The organism is Vibrio sp. Isolate32 (assembly GCF_022397955.1).
Taxonomy (GTDB): Bacteria; Pseudomonadota; Gammaproteobacteria; order Enterobacterales; family Vibrionaceae; genus Vibrio.
Genome location: NZ_JAKEUQ010000050.1, coordinates 1 through 15,762, shown reverse-complemented (window position 1 = coordinate 15,762; position 15,762 = coordinate 1). Strand labels below are relative to the sequence as shown.

Genomic DNA, 15,762 nt, shown 5'->3' with positions numbered 1-15,762 from the left:
GAATGTAAAATATGAAATTATCGAGCAGCTCGATGATGATGGGCGAGATCTGATTGTGGAGATGAACGTCTCTCCCCAGGCTAGAAAACAAGACGCGAGCCTCCCAAAAACGTGGAAAGCTAGGCTAGCTCTATATCCCGATGACGTTGAACAACAACCCAATCATATACAAGGGCTGCTGACTTCTCTAACAGATAGAAAATACAGTTTAAAATCATTATTAGATGTGTACTTCGAAAGGTGGGAAATAGAGAATAGCTATGGCGAGATTAAGCATGACATGCTTGAAGATGAAATCCTGCTCCGCAGTCAATCTGTAGAGGGGGTAGAGCAAGAGATATGGGGTATCCTTATCGCGTATAACTTAATCCGTCTGGAGATTAGCCGAATAGCAAAAGAGGCTGAAGTCTCGCCACTTAGGATAAGCTTTACGATGGCACTTCGAGATATTCAAGATGAGCTAATGTGGTGTGCTATTGTCTCCCCAGGCTCGGTTCCCAAAAAGCTGCGAGCGATGAGAGAGCGAGTGAAACGTTATATTTTGCCCGAAAAACAAAAACGGCCCAAAGCTAGGACCGTTCGTTTTAGTCAGAGTCGCTACACTGTGCGATCTAAACACCTTAAATGATAGGTGTTGACTCATATTGAGCGGCGTTTTTGCATCTTGTTTTTGTCGTTAGATTGCTAACTCTCTTGCTGAGTCTTAAGAGTTTGGAACCCAAAATAGATACGCATGAACGTAGTCAGCCAACACGCCGCCCCAAAGGCATAGGCGATAACCGCAAAGTGTTGTGGCCAAATACAAAAGGCAATGAAACAGGCGATAGTCTCTGTCCCTTCAGTTAGACCAGACATGTAGTAGAGCGACTTGTGCTTATAAACGGGGTTTTCGATTCCTCGTTTGCCTGCCATCACCGCAAAAGCCAGAAAGCTACTGCCTGTACCGATAAAAGAGAAGATTAAAAATGCACCAGCAATGGCGTTATGCTCAGGGTTCGCAATCACGAAGCCAAAAGGAATCAACGAATAGAAAAGGAAGTCTAGGCTGATATCTAGGAAGCCACCCGCATCACTGATACCTTGGATTCGGGCCAAGGCGCCATCAAGCCCATCACAAACTCTGTTGAAAATGATGAAACCTAACGCCCACTCATATTGCTCAAACGCCAACGCCGGAAACGCTAAACAGCCGACTAAAAAACCGAATAGGGTGGTTTGATTAGCGGTAATATCGGCTCGATTCAGTACTTTTGCAGACTGGTTTAATGGCCACTTGATGATCTTTATAGAGTACTTATCCAGCATGGTTGCTTCTCCATGGCCAAGAGAGTACTTGAGCCCCTTGAGGCACATCTGCTTCGTCGTGTGTTACCATCAGGGTTGGTATATTAGCTTTAGTTAATTGCTCAAACACCCAGTCTCGAAATTGTGCTCTGAGCTCTTGGTCTAACTTACTGAACGGTTCATCAAGTAGAGCTAACTTAGGCTTCGCCAATAACATACGAGTTAAACTGATTCTCGCTCGTTGACCACCAGAAATCTGGTCGGGAAAAGACTCTGCTAAGTGTGTCAATTCAATGTCTTTTAACGCTGCCATGGCTTGCTGTTGACGAGCGGAACCCTTAACCGAATTAGGTAATGAAAAGGCCAAGTTTTCCCATACTTTTAGGTGCGGAAACAACAAGTCATCTTGAAACAAAATACCGACCTCACGCTGATGTGAAGGCAGGTCATCCAGCTGAATATCGTTCAAAACAACACTTCCAGAATACGAAAACTCTTCATTCAAGTGGCCTGCGATGGCGTCCAATAAGGTGGATTTACCGCAACCGCTCGGGCCCATCAACGCCAGTATCTGGCCCGATTCTAATGTTACATTTAGCGCTGAGAACAGCGAATCACCACCGGTTTTATGGATGGCGAGGTCGTTGAGGTACAGACTCATTACTTAAGAAACCTTTGAAAGTAAGACGGCGATATCTGAGTTGAAGTCGGCTGACTAATATCGCTAAAGAGAAAAAGAACAGAGGCAATAAGGCCTGCCAAATGGCATAAATTGCGGTCACTCTGCGGTCGAAACCGCTCGTTAGGGCGACAGCTTCTGTAGTGATGGTGCTAATACGCCCTGCGCCTAGCATCAATGTTGGTAAGTATTGAGCCAAACTCACGCTGATACCAACGGCCCACGCAAAGGCAATGGCAGGTAATAAGATAGGCAGTTTGATGGAGTACCAACTTTGAAATGGTGATTTACCCAAGCTGAGTGATGCTTTAATGAGTCCATCGTTGAAGCTTTTCCATGGTCCATCTAAAGATAAATAGACAAATGGAAAGGCGAAGAATACGTGTGCCCAAGTCACCCAGAATTCATAGGCGTTGCTTCCTACATACAGCGTGGTGACTTGCATACCAAATAATACCGATAGCTGCGGGATCAACATCGGAGTCGCGATAACAAAACCAGGCACTTGCCACTTGTATTTGATTCGGTACTCATGGGCAATCAGTGCGAGGACTAGCGCAACTGAAGCTGCGATCAGACCAATCCATAAGCTTTGACCAACGGTACTCATGATGCCATCCCATTCAAATTCCCAAAAGCGCATGCTATAGCGGCTCGGCAGTAAATCAGGGAAGCGCCAACGCTGAGCAACACTCCAAATTACCATTAAAGGAATGATCAGCAATGAAAGGCTAGCAAGCACTGTGAATACGGTTTTCCCCGGCAAGTTAGCCCCTGTTCTTCCTGAATATTGCCAAGCTCTAAAGAACTTCAATACAGCCCACTCAATGAAGCGGGCTAAGGCGATGATCAAGGACGCTAATCCGAACAGTACAATAGCGCCAGCCGCTGCTTTTGGCAGCAGGTTAAGATCGGGGTCGTTGAACCATTGCCATACTAAAATGGCAAAAGTAGGTGGGTTAGTTGGGCCAATGATTAGCGCAATATCGACGACTGATACGCTGTAGGCGAGTACCGCAAGCATTGGGAAGCGAAGCTTGGTGAACCATTGTGGAAAAATGCACTTCCACCATATCTGTGAGCGACTATAACCCAATGAAGCACTGACCTTAGTAATACGCTCCACGTCAATTTGCTGAAGTATCGATATACTCATCAGCAATAAGAAAGGCACTTCTTTGAGTGCCAACATAATGATCAAGCCAAATGCATACGGATCTTTTACGAGCAGCGCTAACTCGGAACTGGTTGCGGATTCACCAAGCAAATGATGGACAGCTCTCGCTCCGAGACCTGTCGGGCTAAATAGAAAAGCAAAGCCAATAGCGAAAGCCACATGTGGAATAGCCAACATTGGCGATAACGTTAGCTCAATCCTTCTCCAAAATCGGTTTCCCCACGAAGCTTGAAGAATACAAAAGGTAAGAAAGCAGGCGATGTAGCTGCTCGCAATCGCAGAACCAAGACTCAAACCAATTGAGTGCCAAGCTCCCTCCCATTGGAATACTTGGCTAAAACCGTTGAGAGAGGGCTCCATCAACCCTAGGGGCGGGATATAACTGAGTGACGAGGCCACTACTCCCGCTACCCCAGGAATTGTTGGGATAATGCATACCACTATAACGACAAAATATAGAGCACGTAGCATCGAGCTTAGTTACCGTATCGTTTTAGCCACTCTTTCTCGAGTGCGTTTTGCCAGCTTGGGTGTGGTTCATCAATAGATCTAAATTGCTGAGTATTCTTAGCACTACCTGTTAAGTATTTGCTGATCAATACTGAAGGGTCACCCCAAACATTGAGGTTACCTTTGCGCGATTGTGCTTCTGGGCTTAACAAGAAGTTGATGGTCACTTGTGCGCCTGCGGTAGCATTGGCATTCCAAGGGATCGCAAGGAAGTGGATGTTTGATAAAGCACCGTTTTCCAACGCATAAGCTTTGGTTGTTTCTGCTAAACGGCCACTCGATTGGGCTGAATACACAGAGTTTGGGTTGAATGTAATTGCGAGGTCGAGTTGTCCGTCATCTAAAAGCTGAATGCTTTCTGATGTGCCTGCAGGGAATTGTTTACCACCGCGCCATGCAACTTTGTGGAATTTATCTAAGTAAGCCCATAATGGTGCCGTAATCGCTTGGAAGCTCTCTTCTGAAACAGGCTTCGCGAGTTCAGGACGGTTGTTGGTTAGCTCAATCAGTAAAGACTTAATAAAGCTAGTGCCATGAAATTCTGGTGGGCGAGGGTAGCTTAAACGGTTAGGGAATGCCTGAGCGTAGCTCAACATCTCTGAAAACGATTTTGGTGGATTGTGCAGTGTTTCTTGGTCGTGAATGAACACCAATTGCCCAACGCCCCAAGGTGCTTCTAGACCTTCCGTTGGTTCAGAAAAGTCGACATCAATGGGTAAAGACTTATCGACGTACTTCCAGTTAGGAAGGGATTCTGTGAATGGGCCAAACAACAGTTTGTTGTCTTTCATCGAACGGAAGTTTTCTCCGTTGATCCAAACGATATCGACACTGCCTTCGCTATTCTTACCTGCGGCTTTTTCCGCAAGTAGGCGAGTCGCTGTTTCAGCGATATCTGTGACTTTTACATGTTTTAACGTTACGCCATAGTCACTTTGTAACTTCTTGCCTGCCCATTGTAGGTAACGGTTGATCTCTTGGCTTCCGCCCCAAGCATGAAAGTAGACAGTTTCTCCCTCTGCCTGCTGTTCTATTTGATTCCAGCTATCGGTGGATGTTGCTTCATCAGCATAAATGGTTGCGCTGTAGGCAACGGTTGCCATGATTCCTAACGTACTTACTATCTTGTTCATAAACTTTTCCATTTGGTAGTGAACGGGCAAGAGCATTGTGTTTTCGAACTCCCTTGGCCGTGTAGACCTTTCGTGGTTAACGAAAGATCCACACGGCATAATAGTTATTCTATCTGTTTCTCAAATAAATTCTAATTCAACTGTAAATTCAATTAATTACTTGAGAAGATTCTGGGAGTTCTCGGTTGAGTCTTGTTCAATGTGCAGTTATCTATGCAACTTAACAGACTCCGGGATTTTGCCATCCTAGCAACAGACCGTTGAAGCTGTGAATTAATTGCATCTAAATGAGGTTTTTTTATGATTTATCGGAGCTTGGCATGAAAAGCTAGTGTGAAGAGTCGTTTTGAGTAGATTGAGCTTTGAAGCAGACAATAAAAAAGGAGCCATAAAGGCTCCTTTTCGGTATTTGATGTCGATGACAGATTAGTTTACCCAGTCACGAATTGTGTACGTTAGCGTGTGTACATCGTTTTTAAGTACTAGCGTATCTTTTGTTAGGGTTACGTCGCTCCACCCACTTAGAGTAGCAGAAACTGATTGCTCGATTTCCATCGCTGAGCCGTGACACATTTTCATAGTCATGCCCATTTGCTTTATGCGGAATTGACCGTCTTTCAGTTCGCCTTGGCCAAAGAAGTTGTTACAACCGGCTACGCCGTTTGCAGTCATCTTTTCACCGATTTCTAGGCGAGGTGTCTCTTGGTGTTCGCTTTTCTCAATGTCCTTGCCATCAATTTGCGCAAGTTCCCAATTATGGTGCTGTAGATCGGTTGGTGTTACTTGCATCGCGTCATCACCTGTTGTTGTGCATGCTGCTAGCATCATAGGTAAAGCGGCTACTGCTAGTAATTTTTTTGAACTAAACTTCATATTATAAGGCTCCAAAGGAAAAACGAAGTTACCGAAAATCTGTAACTTGATGGGTTCAAAGTATAGTTTACAAAACACTATATGTGTCAGTATGAGGTCATAGTTTAGTATGGGTTTCATGAGCTAGGCGACAAATTAATCGCTTATTTTTGAGATAGTAAGCGTAATTTTGAATGTGTAAGGAGGCGTGGTGGAGCAGTTAGAGTTTTTCCAAGTTCCAAGCCCTTGCGTTGGGGTTTGCTCTAGCGATGACAAAGGTTATTGCAATGGGTGTATGAGAAAAAGAGATGAACGTTTTAGTTGGATGTCGATGACTCCCGCAGAGCAATTACACGTCATCAAGCTATGTCGTCAGCGTTACAGAAGAAAAATAATGAAGCAAAACAACTTGGTTGGTCAGCCGGTAGAAGAAGAGGGAAGTACAAGTCCCCAAAGAGATCTTTTCGGCTAAAGAGGAAGTATCAAGATTTTATTTAACTCCTCAGTAACTGTTAGTTTACATAATGGTTGGGGCGTAATACAAAGATAGGTACCTTTGTACCTGAAGGAGTGGTGTTGGTATGAATAAAAAGAACGTAAAACTCAAAAAAGAGGCAGTCAAAGCGCTGGATCGTAAACCGATTGGGGCAAAAGATGACCCTGAAGAGGCTCCGCGAGATTGGCATTCGATGTCAGAAGAAGAACGAATGGAAATCCTTTCTCACCTTTCGGACATGCCTTTTCAATAACACCACTGGTTCTTCAGAGTCTTTCTTAAAGCTCAGCTTTCTGAAATAAACATATGATTCGCTTTCGTTACACCACGATGATACGTGCAAAATGTATCATCGGCTGCGGTGGTTTTGCTGTGAATCTTTATGTTTGTGATGACCTCGACGTCACCAGCATCGTAACAAGCCTGCTCAGCATTTTTGATGATATCGAGTAACTGATTGAGTTCGTCTTTCATGGTCGTTTCCATCGCACCGTCTTCTTTCACGACTTCAAATGCTTTATCGACCACTTCGAAGTTGTTGCAGATGATAGGTTAATGCGGAGATTAATTCTACAGCATCAAAGCTGGTGGTTTTTTCTTGCTTTTATTTACTACCCCAATGATCGCTAACCCAGCCGCCAATGTGTTCATCAAAATGGTTTCCACTGAATCTTTGGTTGCGTTCAACTGAAGTATCACAGTCATCTTTGTTGTCGATTAGAGTTTGAATGTAGTTTGCCATCGGGTCATTAGAACGTTGACGATCTCGGCGAGTTGCCACTTCCTTAATCAGTTGTAATCGATATGTAGAGCTAGCACGTTTCATTTCAATGACCTCCTGATTTTAGACACTAATAGAAAAATCTAGTTGCCAGATATAGGGTCGTCAACGTGATCAGAAAGTATTTTTTTTGAGCAACCAAGAATCAATACCTTGCCTTCGTAATTCACAAAAATGTCATCTAGTGAATAGCATTAGTATCATATTTAGCATCAGAAAGTGGGTGGTTGAAGCGAAAAAAGCCCAGAAGACTCTGGGTTGAATTTAATTAAAATGACCGTCGTTAAGTTTGGGAACTAGCGGGGACAGACGCTGAATCGTTGCTATTGCGCTACTTTGATCTCGTTGGCTTAGCGCTATTGGATCTAGAGCTATTCGATTTGCTCTTAAACTGTTTTACGCTCTTCTTTTTAGCCGTTCTGCGGTTTGCCATTTTGTCTTTCGGTGGGCGCTTACGAGCGGTTGTTTCTGATGCTGGTTTGTCTGTGACTGGGAAGCCTTCCAATGACTGTAGGGGCAGTGCTTTATTGGTTAAAGCGCGAATGGCAGTGAGGTAGTCAGTTTCACTGTGGCTAACCAGCGAGATTGCACAACCAGTACTTCCTGCTCTCGCCGTTCTTCCAACGCGGTGTACATAAGTTGCTGAATGAGGTGGTAACTCAAAGTTAATCACAATAGGCAGTTGATCAATATGGATGCCACGAGCCATCACATCGGTCGCGATAAGTACACGGGTATCACCATTTTTGAAGCTGTCTAATGCTTGTGCTCGTTCTTCTTCGCTCTTGTTGCCATGTAATGCACTCACGCTGATTTTGGCTTTGTTTAATCGCTTGGCTAGTGCGTCTGCGTTGTCTTTCGCGCCAAGAAACACTAATACCTGTGGCCACGGGTTCTGATTGAGCAGGGCAATTAATGCCTGAGCTTTACTGCCTTTGTTTACCAGATACAGTGTTTCTTCAATCGTTTCTACAACGCTGTTTTCTTTATGAGTCGTGATCTTTTCTGGGGTCGATAAAAGCGTTTCAGCTTGGTTGACTAACTCAGGTGGAAGCGTTGCAGAGAATAACAGTGATTGGCGCTTAGTTGGCAGAGCTGCGGTGATCGCTTGAATATCTGGCCAAAAGCCCATGTCGATCAATCGATCGGCTTCATCTAAAACTAGTGATGTGCATTGAGCTAACTCTAATTCACCACTTTTAATTAAAGCAAGTAGACGGCCTGGTGTGGCGACGGCTAATTGTGGTTTAGTGGATAATTTTTGCAGTTGCTCATCAGTATTCACACCGCCCGTCAGCGTTACCGTTTTGATACGCAGGGCAGTTGCAATCGGTTGTAAAGACTCTGTCACTTGAGACGCTAGCTCGCGTGTTGGAACGATGATAAGCGCTTGCAGTTTATTCGAATCTTGGTCGATGTTATTGAGCAAAGGTAAGCCAAATGCCAATGTTTTCCCGCTACCTGTTTGAGCCAATGCAAGCACATCTTTCCCTAAAACAATCGTTGGAATGACCGCTTGTTGGATCTCAGTCGGTTTATCGAATTGGGACGGGAGAGCGGCAACGGTTTTTGTGTTGAGGGTTAGGTTAGCAAATGACATAAATGAACCAAGTATAAAAAGGGAGGTGGAGTCTAACAGGGCTAGAAATGTTAGAGAATCAGTTTTGTTTGCTTCACGATAAACATATTTATCATATGCGCAACTTTTGTAAGCTAGACATACGAGTGAATTAAGCGTTTATCATATTGTAATGGTATCAATTGGACGTACAATGTCTGCCCTAAAAACCTTCACTGTATGAGAACAAAATGAGTTGGGATAGTATCTGGCTGTTCATTGTTATTGTTTTTTTTATTGCCATTATTCCAGGACCCAATGCATTGCTTGTGCTAAGCACAGCGTTGACTCAAAGGAAGCTGTTCGCGTTTGTGAATGTGTTGGGTGTGTCATGTGGTTTCTTTTTCCATGCCTTTATCTCTGCGAATGGTATCAGTCTATTACTGTCGAAAACGCCAATGGCATTTGATGGGCTGAAGTGGGCGGGTGTTTTGTATCTGCTCTGGTTAGGCTACAACCACTTTCGGGCAGCATTACGTGCTAAAGAGGGCGTGCTTTCTGTCGTGAGTGCATCCGGGAGCAAACTCTATAGTCAGTTTTTTAAAGGACTACTCACTAATTTACTTAACCCGAAGATCGTCCTTTTTTACCTATCGATCTTCCCTCAATTTGTTACTACAGACGCAATTGTGTCCGACAGCCTGATTCTTGGCGGGATTCAGGCGATGGTCGTTTCAATGTGGTTCTTGGTTGTTATTTTAATGGCAGATACCTTTAAACGCTTATTGGTTCAAAAGCGTACCTCGCAAATGATGAACATTGTGTGTGGTGTTCTATTTGTGGGTTTCAGCATTCAGTTGGCGTTGTTTCAGCTTTAGGGTACGGTGCGAAGAATTGGTTTTTTAGCTATCGGTTCAGTTCTCACTTTCTACTGAATGCTAAGCAAACCTTATTTCTCTGTATAGATCTCTAAAGCATTAGCTCGGAAAGTCGATATAATAATCAGCTATCAATTTGGTGAATGTGTTTGTTTGAGACCAATTGAAGCTAAAGTCTATTGCTTGACCGAATAAACAGAGACAGGGAGTCACAGATGAGTGAAAAGTCATTCATTCAAAAGCGCAAATATTACCGTTTGAAGTATCCACACAAGGCTCGTCCGGTGATGCGAATGAAGGGTGAGCTTTTTCACGTCAGTGAGGTTTCTGAAAAGGGTGTTCGCCTTATGATGCGTAACATTATCCCTGTATATCGTGGCTTCTCGATGGCAGGTACTTTGAGGCTATATGATAACAATAGTGTTGCTATTAGCGGTGCTGTGTTACGCCAAGAAGGCGATGAAGTGGTCGTTCAGTTATCACAAGGGCCAAGCTTTAAAGATATGGTGTCTGAGCAAAGACACATCAGGAAGAAATACCCAATCTTTTTCGCGAGCCTGTGAGTCGCATAACGGCGTCTAGAGCTAAGTGGCTCGATAAATCGTTAATCATAGGCAAACATTAAAAAGCCCAGCACTTTCACAAGTGCCGGGCTTTGTTCTATCTATCAAACTAGATACAGGGACAAACAAGGCGCTTAGTTCACTTTATAATTCGTCTACTGTTGCCCAAACTGCCGCTAGCATGTCGTGGCCAAACGCGACACTGCGTTCTGGCGACCAGCCGTAAAGTTCGTCAGCGTGGCTGATGTGATCTTTAAATGGCATCTCAACCGTGTACGCCAAACATTTGAACTGCTCACCAATCCAGTTGGTACCAACCGTCATGTTCGCTTTGCCTGGTTCGTCTTTATCGTAACCAAACTCATCTTGGAACTCTGGCGTGATAGTTAGCAGTGCTTGTTTGAAGTGGTTCTCTAGCTTCGCGATACGTTCGTCGTAAGAAGGTGTGCCTTCGCTACCCGCCACAAAGTTATATGGAATCGCTTCGTCGCCATGAATGTCTAAACACATATCAACGCCAGTTTCTAACATGCGCTCACGCACAAGGAATACCTCTGGGCTGCGTTCCATAGACGGTGATTGCCATTCGCGGTTCAGGTTCACGCCAATCGCGTTGGTACGTAGGTGGCCACGGATGCTGCCATCTGGGTTCATGTTAGGAACAACGCGGAAAACAACGCTATCTAGCAGTGAACGACCTACGGTGTCCGTTTCATCAAGCAGGCGTTGCAACAGGCCTTCGATTAACCATTCAGCCATAGTCTCGCCAGGGTGTTGGCGACCAATAACCCAAATGTTTTTCTTCTCTTCACTTGGCTCACCAATGGTTAGCAAAGTGATGTCATTGTTGTCTAGCGTGTGGCCCAGAGTTTCAAGCTTACAAGCTGGGTGCGTTTGCGCGCTGTGTAGAAGATCTTGGTGACGATCGTATGAGTATGGGGCAAAGTACGCGAAGTACATTGAATCGTGCTCAGGAATGATGTCAAAGCTCAGCGTGTCACCATCGAACTGAGATGGGATACGAAACCATTCTTCACGGTCGTACGATGCAACTACATCGTAATCCTTCCAGCCCTCAGGGTATGCAGACGTTGCCAGTTGACCGATTTCAAAGTGGTGTGCTTGTTGAGCATCGCTTTCTAAACGGAAGTGGAACCACTGAGAGATTTCAGTTTGGTTGTCTGCAGGGATAGTCAGTTGAATGTTTTGTGGTGAATCTGCTGAAACGACGTGAATGTTGCCGCTTTCGAAATTGCTGAAAATTTTCATTGTAGTTGTTATCTCGTAGTTGAGTTGTCGTAAGACTAGCACACTTTTTTTCGAGCAAACTACTAACTAAATCGTAATGAGATGTTATTTCAACTATCTATTTCCGAGCTCTCTTTTTTAACGGCACTTTATGCTTATCGACGCTGGCAAGTTGTGCAGCCTCGGCAAGCCGAACGCGTATAACGATCTAACTTACTGCGTTGCACCTTGCAGTAGGCATTTTTCAGGGCTCTTCTTCCAGAAAACCAATCGTCAGGTTTCGACAGGATCAGATAGCCATTAAAGCGTTTCATAAGTTCGACTCTATTTTGCTCGATGAACTTGCTATCAAAGCCAATTTCAAAGTAATCAAGCGCTTGTTCAATCGAAGTGAAACTCACTATTTTTTGTTGGAATTCTGTTTGGCTCATAACTTATTCGGTGGCATCAATTTGCGGATAGTGTAAGCGTCTTTGTGATTTCTTATCTTGATTCTAATCTTCTTTCCGCTTGATTTCGACGTCGATACTGTTCTCTTAATCTTATAGAACGACCCATTTCGTTCGCTTAGTGAATGTGATTAAAAATAATTGCGTAGTCATGTATATAGTTCGGTTGTGTTTAGGTCTCATTGTTAGTTTTCTTTATTATCAATAAAGGCAAATTATGACGTGAATCAATAGTGATTAACCCTAAAGTATTATTCTATTTGCAATTGTTACTAATTGTTCAAGATGATTTCTAAATATGTCTATTAAAAAACGATACATCGCTCTTATTGCCGCTGTGGGCATTGGTATCGGTTGGTTAACGCTTGGCGGCACTGCAGCCATCATGCGTTACACCTCTAGTACTGAGTTCTGTACTTCTTGTCACACTATGCAAATTCCTTACGAAGAGTATGAAGGCTCAATCCACTTCAGTAATGCAAAAGGTATTCGTGCTGAATGTTCCGACTGCCATATTCCTTCTGACCCAGTTGACTACGTAATCACCAAGATCCGTGCTTCAAAAGATATCTACCACGAGTTCGTGACTGGAAAAATTGATACAGAAGATAAGTACGAAGAGCACCGTATGGTGATGGCTGAAACGGTGTGGGCTCAATTACGTGAAAGTGATTCTGCTACTTGTCGTTCTTGCCATACCTTCGACGCAATGGATAGCTATGAACAGTCGGAAAATGCGGCAAAAATGCACGAATATGGGCAAGAAAATAACCAAACCTGTATCGATTGTCACAAGGGTGTCGCGCACTTTGCACCAGAACCTGAAATGGACAGCGAGGCATTCGACAACTTGATGGCATTCACCGAGAAAACTGACCCTAAAGCTAAGGTGGTTTACTCAGCTGAAACTATCGATATTGGTGAGCTTGGCACGATTAACCCTACAGCACGTCTAGATGTGAAAAGTAGTGAAGGTACAGAACGTACTGTTGATCTACATGCATATCAAATGAAAGGTGCAGAACAAGTGCTGTACTACGGCAGTGGTCAGCGAGCGATTGTTGCAATGCTTACCGAACAAGGGCAAGCGAGCCTTAACGTTGGTGATTTCAAGGCTGATGAATATGGTAATGAATGGCGACCAGCTGTTCTAACCGCAACCATTGATGCACCTGTACTGGATTCACTAGAGCCAATCTGGGAATACGCGGAAGAACTCGACAATGTTTACTGCTCAACATGTCACGCGAAAATTGGCGCAAACCACTTCACCGTTAATGCTTGGGGCCCAGTTGCAAAAGGCATGGGCGAGCGAACTGATATTTCTGACCAAGATCTAGAACTACTGACTAAATACTTCCAAAACCACGCAAAAGATGTGGCTGGCCACTAAGAAACAAAGGGAAATAATTATGACTGATATTACTCGTCGCGGATTCCTTAAGGGAACGGGCATGGCAGCTGGTGCGCTTGCATTTACGTCGCTAACGCCAATGACAGCGTCGGCTGCAAACAAGCGTGGTAAAGGTGTACTAACAGCAGGTCGTATGGGCCCCATGCTGTGTGAAGTAAAAGACGGCAAGCTAGTGTCAACAACCAACGCACTTGCTCAAACGGTTCCAAACAGCCTTCAAACGACAGGTCCAGACCAAGTACACACCAAAGCGCGTGTTAAGTACCCAATGGTTCGTAAAGGCTTTTTAGACAACCCATCAGCGCCAACGGGGGTTCGTGGTGATGATGAGTATGTTCGAGTTTCTTGGGGTGAAGCTTATAAGCTTATTCATGAACAGCACATGCGAATTCGTAAAGAAAATGGTCCTGAGTCAGTATTTGCGGGCTCTTACGGTTGGCGTTCAAGTGGTGTGTTACACAAAGCCCAAACACTATTGCAGCGTTACATGAGCTTGGCTGGTGGTTATTCAGGCCACTTAGGTGACTACTCTACGGGTGCTGCACAAGTCATCATGCCGCACGTTATGGGCTCTATTGAAGTATACGAGCAACAAACAACGCACCCAGTTGTACTAGAAAGCTCTGACGTTGTCATTCTTTGGGGTATGAACCCGCTGAACACACTTAAAATTGCGTGGAGCTCAACCGATTGCTCTGGCCTAGAGTTCTTCCACCAGCTTAAAAAGTCTGGCAAGACGATCATTGCAATTGACCCAATGCGCTCTGAGACAATCGAGTTCTTTGGCGATGCAGTTCAATGGATTGCGCCTCGTCCAATGACAGACGTTGCGATGATGATGGGTATTGCACACTCTTTGGTTAAAAATGGTAAGCACGATGTCGAGTTCCTAAACAAATACACGACAGGTTACGATAAATTCGAAGCGTACCTGATGGGTAAAGAGGACGGCGTTGAGAAGACACCAGCCTGGGCTGAAGCGATTACCGGCGTTCCTGCGAAACAGCTTGAATTGCTTGCTGATATCTTTAGTCAAAACCGCACTATGCTGATGGCGGGTTGGGGTATTCAACGCCAACAATACGGTGAGCAACGTCACTGGATGGTAGTAACGCTAGCGGCAATGCTAGGTCAAATCGGTTTACCAGGTGGTGGTTTTGGCCTGTCTTATCACTACTCTAATGGTGGTAACCCAACTCGTGATGCGGGTGTATTACCTGCGATTTCAGCGTCTATTGGCGGCGGCTCTTCTGCCGGTAATGACTGGGCTGTATCTGGTGCAGTGAACAGCTTCCCTGTCGCGCGTATAACAGAAGCATTAGAAAACCCAGGTCAAACATACATGCACAATGGTCATGAGTTAACGTTCCCAGACGTGAAAATGATCTGGTGGGCGGGCGGCGGTAACTTTACGCACCACCAAGACACCAACCGTTTGATCAGAGCATGGCAAAAACCTGAGCTAGTAGTTATTTCCGAGATCTACTGGACAGCCGCTGCGAAGCACGCCGATATTGTATTGCCAATTACCACGTCATTTGAACGTAACGATATGACGATGACGGGTGACTACAGTAACCAGCACCTAGTGCCGATGAAGCAAGTTGTTGAGCCACAAGGTGAAGCACGCAATGACTTTGATGTTTTTGCGGATATGTCTGAATTGATCAAAGCCGGTGGCCGTGATGTGTTTACCGAAGGCAAAGATGAGATGGCGTGGCTGAAAGGCTTCTATGATGAAGCTCAGAAGGCAGGTAAGAAAGCACGTGTTCGTATGCCGAAGTTTGGTAAGTTCTGGGATGACAACCAGCTGATTGAAATGAAGTTCAATAAGAAGGCGGCGCAATTTGTTCGTCACGCTGATTTCCGAAAAGATCCAGTGATGAATCCACTAGGTACACCAAGCGGCAAGATTGAGATCTTCTCTAAAACGATCGAGGGCTACAAGCTTGCTGATTGTCCTGCTCACCCAACATGGATTGAGCCAACGGAATTCTTTGGTAAAGCGAAAGGTGATGAACTTCAATTGATGACAGCGCACGCTGCGCACCGTCTGCATAGCCAGTTCAACTACGCGAAGATTCGTGAAGAATACGCAATTGGAAATCGTGAGCCTATCTCTATTAACGTAGAAGATGCGAAAGCTCGTGGCATCAAAACGGGTGACCTTGTTCGTGCATACAACGAGCGCGGACAAGTCTTGGTGGGTGCATTAGTGACTGACGGCATCAAGCAAGGAGCGGTATGTATCCATGAAGGTGGTTGGCCTGACCTAGACAAAGAAACCGGTCTTTGTAAGAACGGTGGCTGTAACGTCCTGACATTGGATATTCCTACTTCACGCTTAGCAAACGGCTGTGCCGCGAACTCTGCACTTGTGAAGATTGAGAAATACACAGGCCCAGCCCTTGAACTAACCGCATTTGTACCGCCTAAAAACGGTTAACGACTAGTGCGAAACCCATAATCAAAAAAAGCCAGCGATATACGCTTAATGCCGATCAGTTAAGTAAAAATGACTGGTTGAACGATCCTCCAAGGATGTCAAAATCCGAGTGTTTCTTTAACACTCGGATTTTTTTATGTTTCTTAGACAAGCCCTAAACCAAGTCCATAACTTCTCTCCAGAACAGCTCTCAGGGTTATCAGATCTGCTGTCCCCTGAACTCATCGAGCAGTGCCTCCAAGAATCTGGGGTTGCGACTATTCGAAAGCGTAGGTTACCAATGGAAATGATGGT

General features: G+C 44.8%; 18 protein-coding genes. 8 read left to right on the top strand and 10 right to left on the bottom strand.

The features are described 5' to 3' along the window. On the top strand, positions 1–628 hold a 628-nt coding region (locus tag L1D11_RS21540), incomplete at its 5' end, for a transposase (protein ID WP_239862781.1). A 56-nt stretch (positions 629–684) separates the two neighbouring features. On the opposite strand, the gene L1D11_RS21535 is transcribed toward L1D11_RS21540, so the two are convergent. From L1D11_RS21535 to L1D11_RS21515, 5 genes are all read right to left on the bottom strand, one after another. Further along, positions 685–1,305 (bottom strand): CDP-alcohol phosphatidyltransferase family protein, encoded by a 621-nt coding sequence (locus L1D11_RS21535; RefSeq protein ID WP_239833934.1) that lies wholly within the window; start codon positions 1,303–1,305, stop codon positions 685–687. After that, positions 1,295–1,945: an ATP-binding cassette domain-containing protein gene (locus L1D11_RS21530; RefSeq protein WP_239833933.1), complete on the bottom strand. Its 651-nt coding sequence runs from the start codon at positions 1,943–1,945 to the stop codon at positions 1,295–1,297. Before L1D11_RS21530 ends, L1D11_RS21535 begins: the two co-directional genes overlap by 11 nt. After that, positions 1,911–3,611 carry a thiamine ABC transporter permease gene (locus L1D11_RS21525; RefSeq protein WP_239833932.1) on the bottom strand — a complete coding sequence of 567 codons (1,701 nt, stop codon included), beginning with the start codon at positions 3,609–3,611 and terminating at the stop codon, positions 1,911–1,913. Before L1D11_RS21525 ends, L1D11_RS21530 begins: the two co-directional genes overlap by 35 nt. Positions 3,612–3,616: 5 nt before the next feature. Continuing rightward, entirely contained in the window at positions 3,617–4,783 is a 1,167-nt protein-coding gene (locus L1D11_RS21520; protein ID WP_239833931.1) for an ABC transporter substrate-binding protein, read from the bottom strand. 426 nt (positions 4,784–5,209) lie between these two features. Further along, complete coding sequence (locus L1D11_RS21515; protein ID WP_239833930.1) at positions 5,210–5,656, bottom strand: META domain-containing protein; 447 nt, start codon at positions 5,654–5,656, stop codon at positions 5,210–5,212. 187 nt (positions 5,657–5,843) lie between these two features. On the opposite strand from L1D11_RS21515, the gene L1D11_RS21510 reads away from it, so the two are divergent. Then, entirely contained in the window at positions 5,844–6,107 is a 264-nt protein-coding gene (locus L1D11_RS21510; RefSeq protein ID WP_239833929.1) for a DUF1289 domain-containing protein, read from the top strand. 109 nt (positions 6,108–6,216) lie between these two features. Next, positions 6,217–6,384, top strand: coding sequence for a hypothetical protein (locus L1D11_RS21505; RefSeq protein WP_239833928.1), 168 nt, complete (start codon positions 6,217–6,219; stop codon positions 6,382–6,384). Between the two features lie 32 nt (positions 6,385–6,416). Here L1D11_RS21505 and L1D11_RS21500 read toward each other — a convergent pair whose 3' ends face one another. The 3 genes from L1D11_RS21500 to L1D11_RS21490 form a co-directional block, all read right to left on the bottom strand. Then, positions 6,417–6,680, bottom strand: a complete 264-nt coding sequence (locus L1D11_RS21500; RefSeq protein ID WP_239833936.1) for a thiamine-binding protein — start codon at positions 6,678–6,680, stop codon at positions 6,417–6,419. A gap of 55 nt (positions 6,681–6,735) precedes the next feature. After that, positions 6,736–6,957, bottom strand: a complete 222-nt coding sequence (locus tag L1D11_RS21495) for a hypothetical protein (RefSeq protein ID WP_004742106.1) — start codon at positions 6,955–6,957, stop codon at positions 6,736–6,738. A 286-nt stretch (positions 6,958–7,243) separates the two neighbouring features. Next, positions 7,244–8,512 carry a DEAD/DEAH box helicase gene (locus L1D11_RS21490; RefSeq protein ID WP_239833927.1) on the bottom strand — a complete coding sequence of 423 codons (1,269 nt, stop codon included), beginning with the start codon at positions 8,510–8,512 and terminating at the stop codon, positions 7,244–7,246. 209 nt (positions 8,513–8,721) lie between these two features. Between L1D11_RS21490 and L1D11_RS21485 the strand changes: the two genes are divergently transcribed. Both L1D11_RS21485 and L1D11_RS21480 read left to right on the top strand, forming a co-directional pair. Further along, positions 8,722–9,348 (top strand): LysE family translocator, encoded by a 627-nt coding sequence (locus L1D11_RS21485; protein WP_239833926.1) that lies wholly within the window; start codon positions 8,722–8,724, stop codon positions 9,346–9,348. Between the two features lie 215 nt (positions 9,349–9,563). Then, on the top strand, positions 9,564–9,911 hold the full coding sequence (locus L1D11_RS21480; protein ID WP_239833925.1) for a PilZ domain-containing protein: 348 nt from the start codon (positions 9,564–9,566) through the stop codon (positions 9,909–9,911). 144 nt (positions 9,912–10,055) lie between these two features. Here L1D11_RS21480 and L1D11_RS21475 read toward each other — a convergent pair whose 3' ends face one another. Continuing rightward, the gene (locus L1D11_RS21475; RefSeq protein ID WP_239833924.1) at positions 10,056–11,180 is read right to left on the bottom strand and encodes a M14-type cytosolic carboxypeptidase; all 1,125 of its coding nucleotides are present in this window, start codon (positions 11,178–11,180) and stop codon (positions 10,056–10,058) included. Positions 11,181–11,314: 134 nt separating this feature from the next. Beyond that, positions 11,315–11,590 carry a nitrogenase-stabilizing/protective protein NifW gene (locus tag L1D11_RS21470; protein ID WP_239833923.1) on the bottom strand — a complete coding sequence of 92 codons (276 nt, stop codon included), beginning with the start codon at positions 11,588–11,590 and terminating at the stop codon, positions 11,315–11,317. A 316-nt stretch (positions 11,591–11,906) separates the two neighbouring features. Between L1D11_RS21470 and L1D11_RS21465 the strand changes: the two genes are divergently transcribed. From L1D11_RS21465 to L1D11_RS21455, 3 genes are all read left to right on the top strand, one after another. Further along, the gene (locus L1D11_RS21465) at positions 11,907–13,001 is read left to right on the top strand and encodes a NapC/NirT family cytochrome c (RefSeq protein ID WP_239833922.1); all 1,095 of its coding nucleotides are present in this window, start codon (positions 11,907–11,909) and stop codon (positions 12,999–13,001) included. Between the two features lie 19 nt (positions 13,002–13,020). Further along, positions 13,021–15,468, top strand: coding sequence for a molybdopterin guanine dinucleotide-containing S/N-oxide reductase (locus tag L1D11_RS21460; protein WP_239833921.1), 2,448 nt, complete (start codon positions 13,021–13,023; stop codon positions 15,466–15,468). A 136-nt stretch (positions 15,469–15,604) separates the two neighbouring features. Next, positions 15,605–15,762 (top strand): transposase domain-containing protein (locus tag L1D11_RS21455; protein WP_239833795.1); only part of this gene is annotated, 158 nt, incomplete at its 3' end.

Coding starts and splice junctions, on each gene's coding strand:
- L1D11_RS21460 (WP_239833921.1), top strand. CDS start 13,021: ATGACTGATATTACTCGTCGCGGATTCCTTAAGGGAACGGGCATGGCA.
- L1D11_RS21520 (WP_239833931.1), bottom strand. CDS start 4,783: ATGAACAAGATAGTAAGTACGTTAGGAATCATGGCAACCGTTGCCTAC.
- L1D11_RS21480 (WP_239833925.1), top strand. CDS start 9,564: ATGAGTGAAAAGTCATTCATTCAAAAGCGCAAATATTACCGTTTGAAG.
- L1D11_RS21530 (WP_239833933.1), bottom strand. CDS start 1,945: ATGAGTCTGTACCTCAACGACCTCGCCATCCATAAAACCGGTGGTGAT.
- L1D11_RS21490 (WP_239833927.1), bottom strand. CDS start 8,512: ATGTCATTTGCTAACCTAACCCTCAACACAAAAACCGTTGCCGCTCTC.
- L1D11_RS21470 (WP_239833923.1), bottom strand. CDS start 11,590: ATGAGCCAAACAGAATTCCAACAAAAAATAGTGAGTTTCACTTCGATT.
- L1D11_RS21525 (WP_239833932.1), bottom strand. CDS start 3,611: ATGCTACGTGCTCTATATTTTGTCGTTATAGTGGTATGCATTATCCCA.
- L1D11_RS21485 (WP_239833926.1), top strand. CDS start 8,722: ATGAGTTGGGATAGTATCTGGCTGTTCATTGTTATTGTTTTTTTTATT.
- L1D11_RS21465 (WP_239833922.1), top strand. CDS start 11,907: ATGTCTATTAAAAAACGATACATCGCTCTTATTGCCGCTGTGGGCATT.
- L1D11_RS21495 (WP_004742106.1), bottom strand. CDS start 6,957: ATGAAACGTGCTAGCTCTACATATCGATTACAACTGATTAAGGAAGTG.
- L1D11_RS21515 (WP_239833930.1), bottom strand. CDS start 5,656: ATGAAGTTTAGTTCAAAAAAATTACTAGCAGTAGCCGCTTTACCTATG.
- L1D11_RS21475 (WP_239833924.1), bottom strand. CDS start 11,180: ATGAAAATTTTCAGCAATTTCGAAAGCGGCAACATTCACGTCGTTTCA.
- L1D11_RS21535 (WP_239833934.1), bottom strand. CDS start 1,305: ATGCTGGATAAGTACTCTATAAAGATCATCAAGTGGCCATTAAACCAG.
- L1D11_RS21505 (WP_239833928.1), top strand. CDS start 6,217: ATGAATAAAAAGAACGTAAAACTCAAAAAAGAGGCAGTCAAAGCGCTG.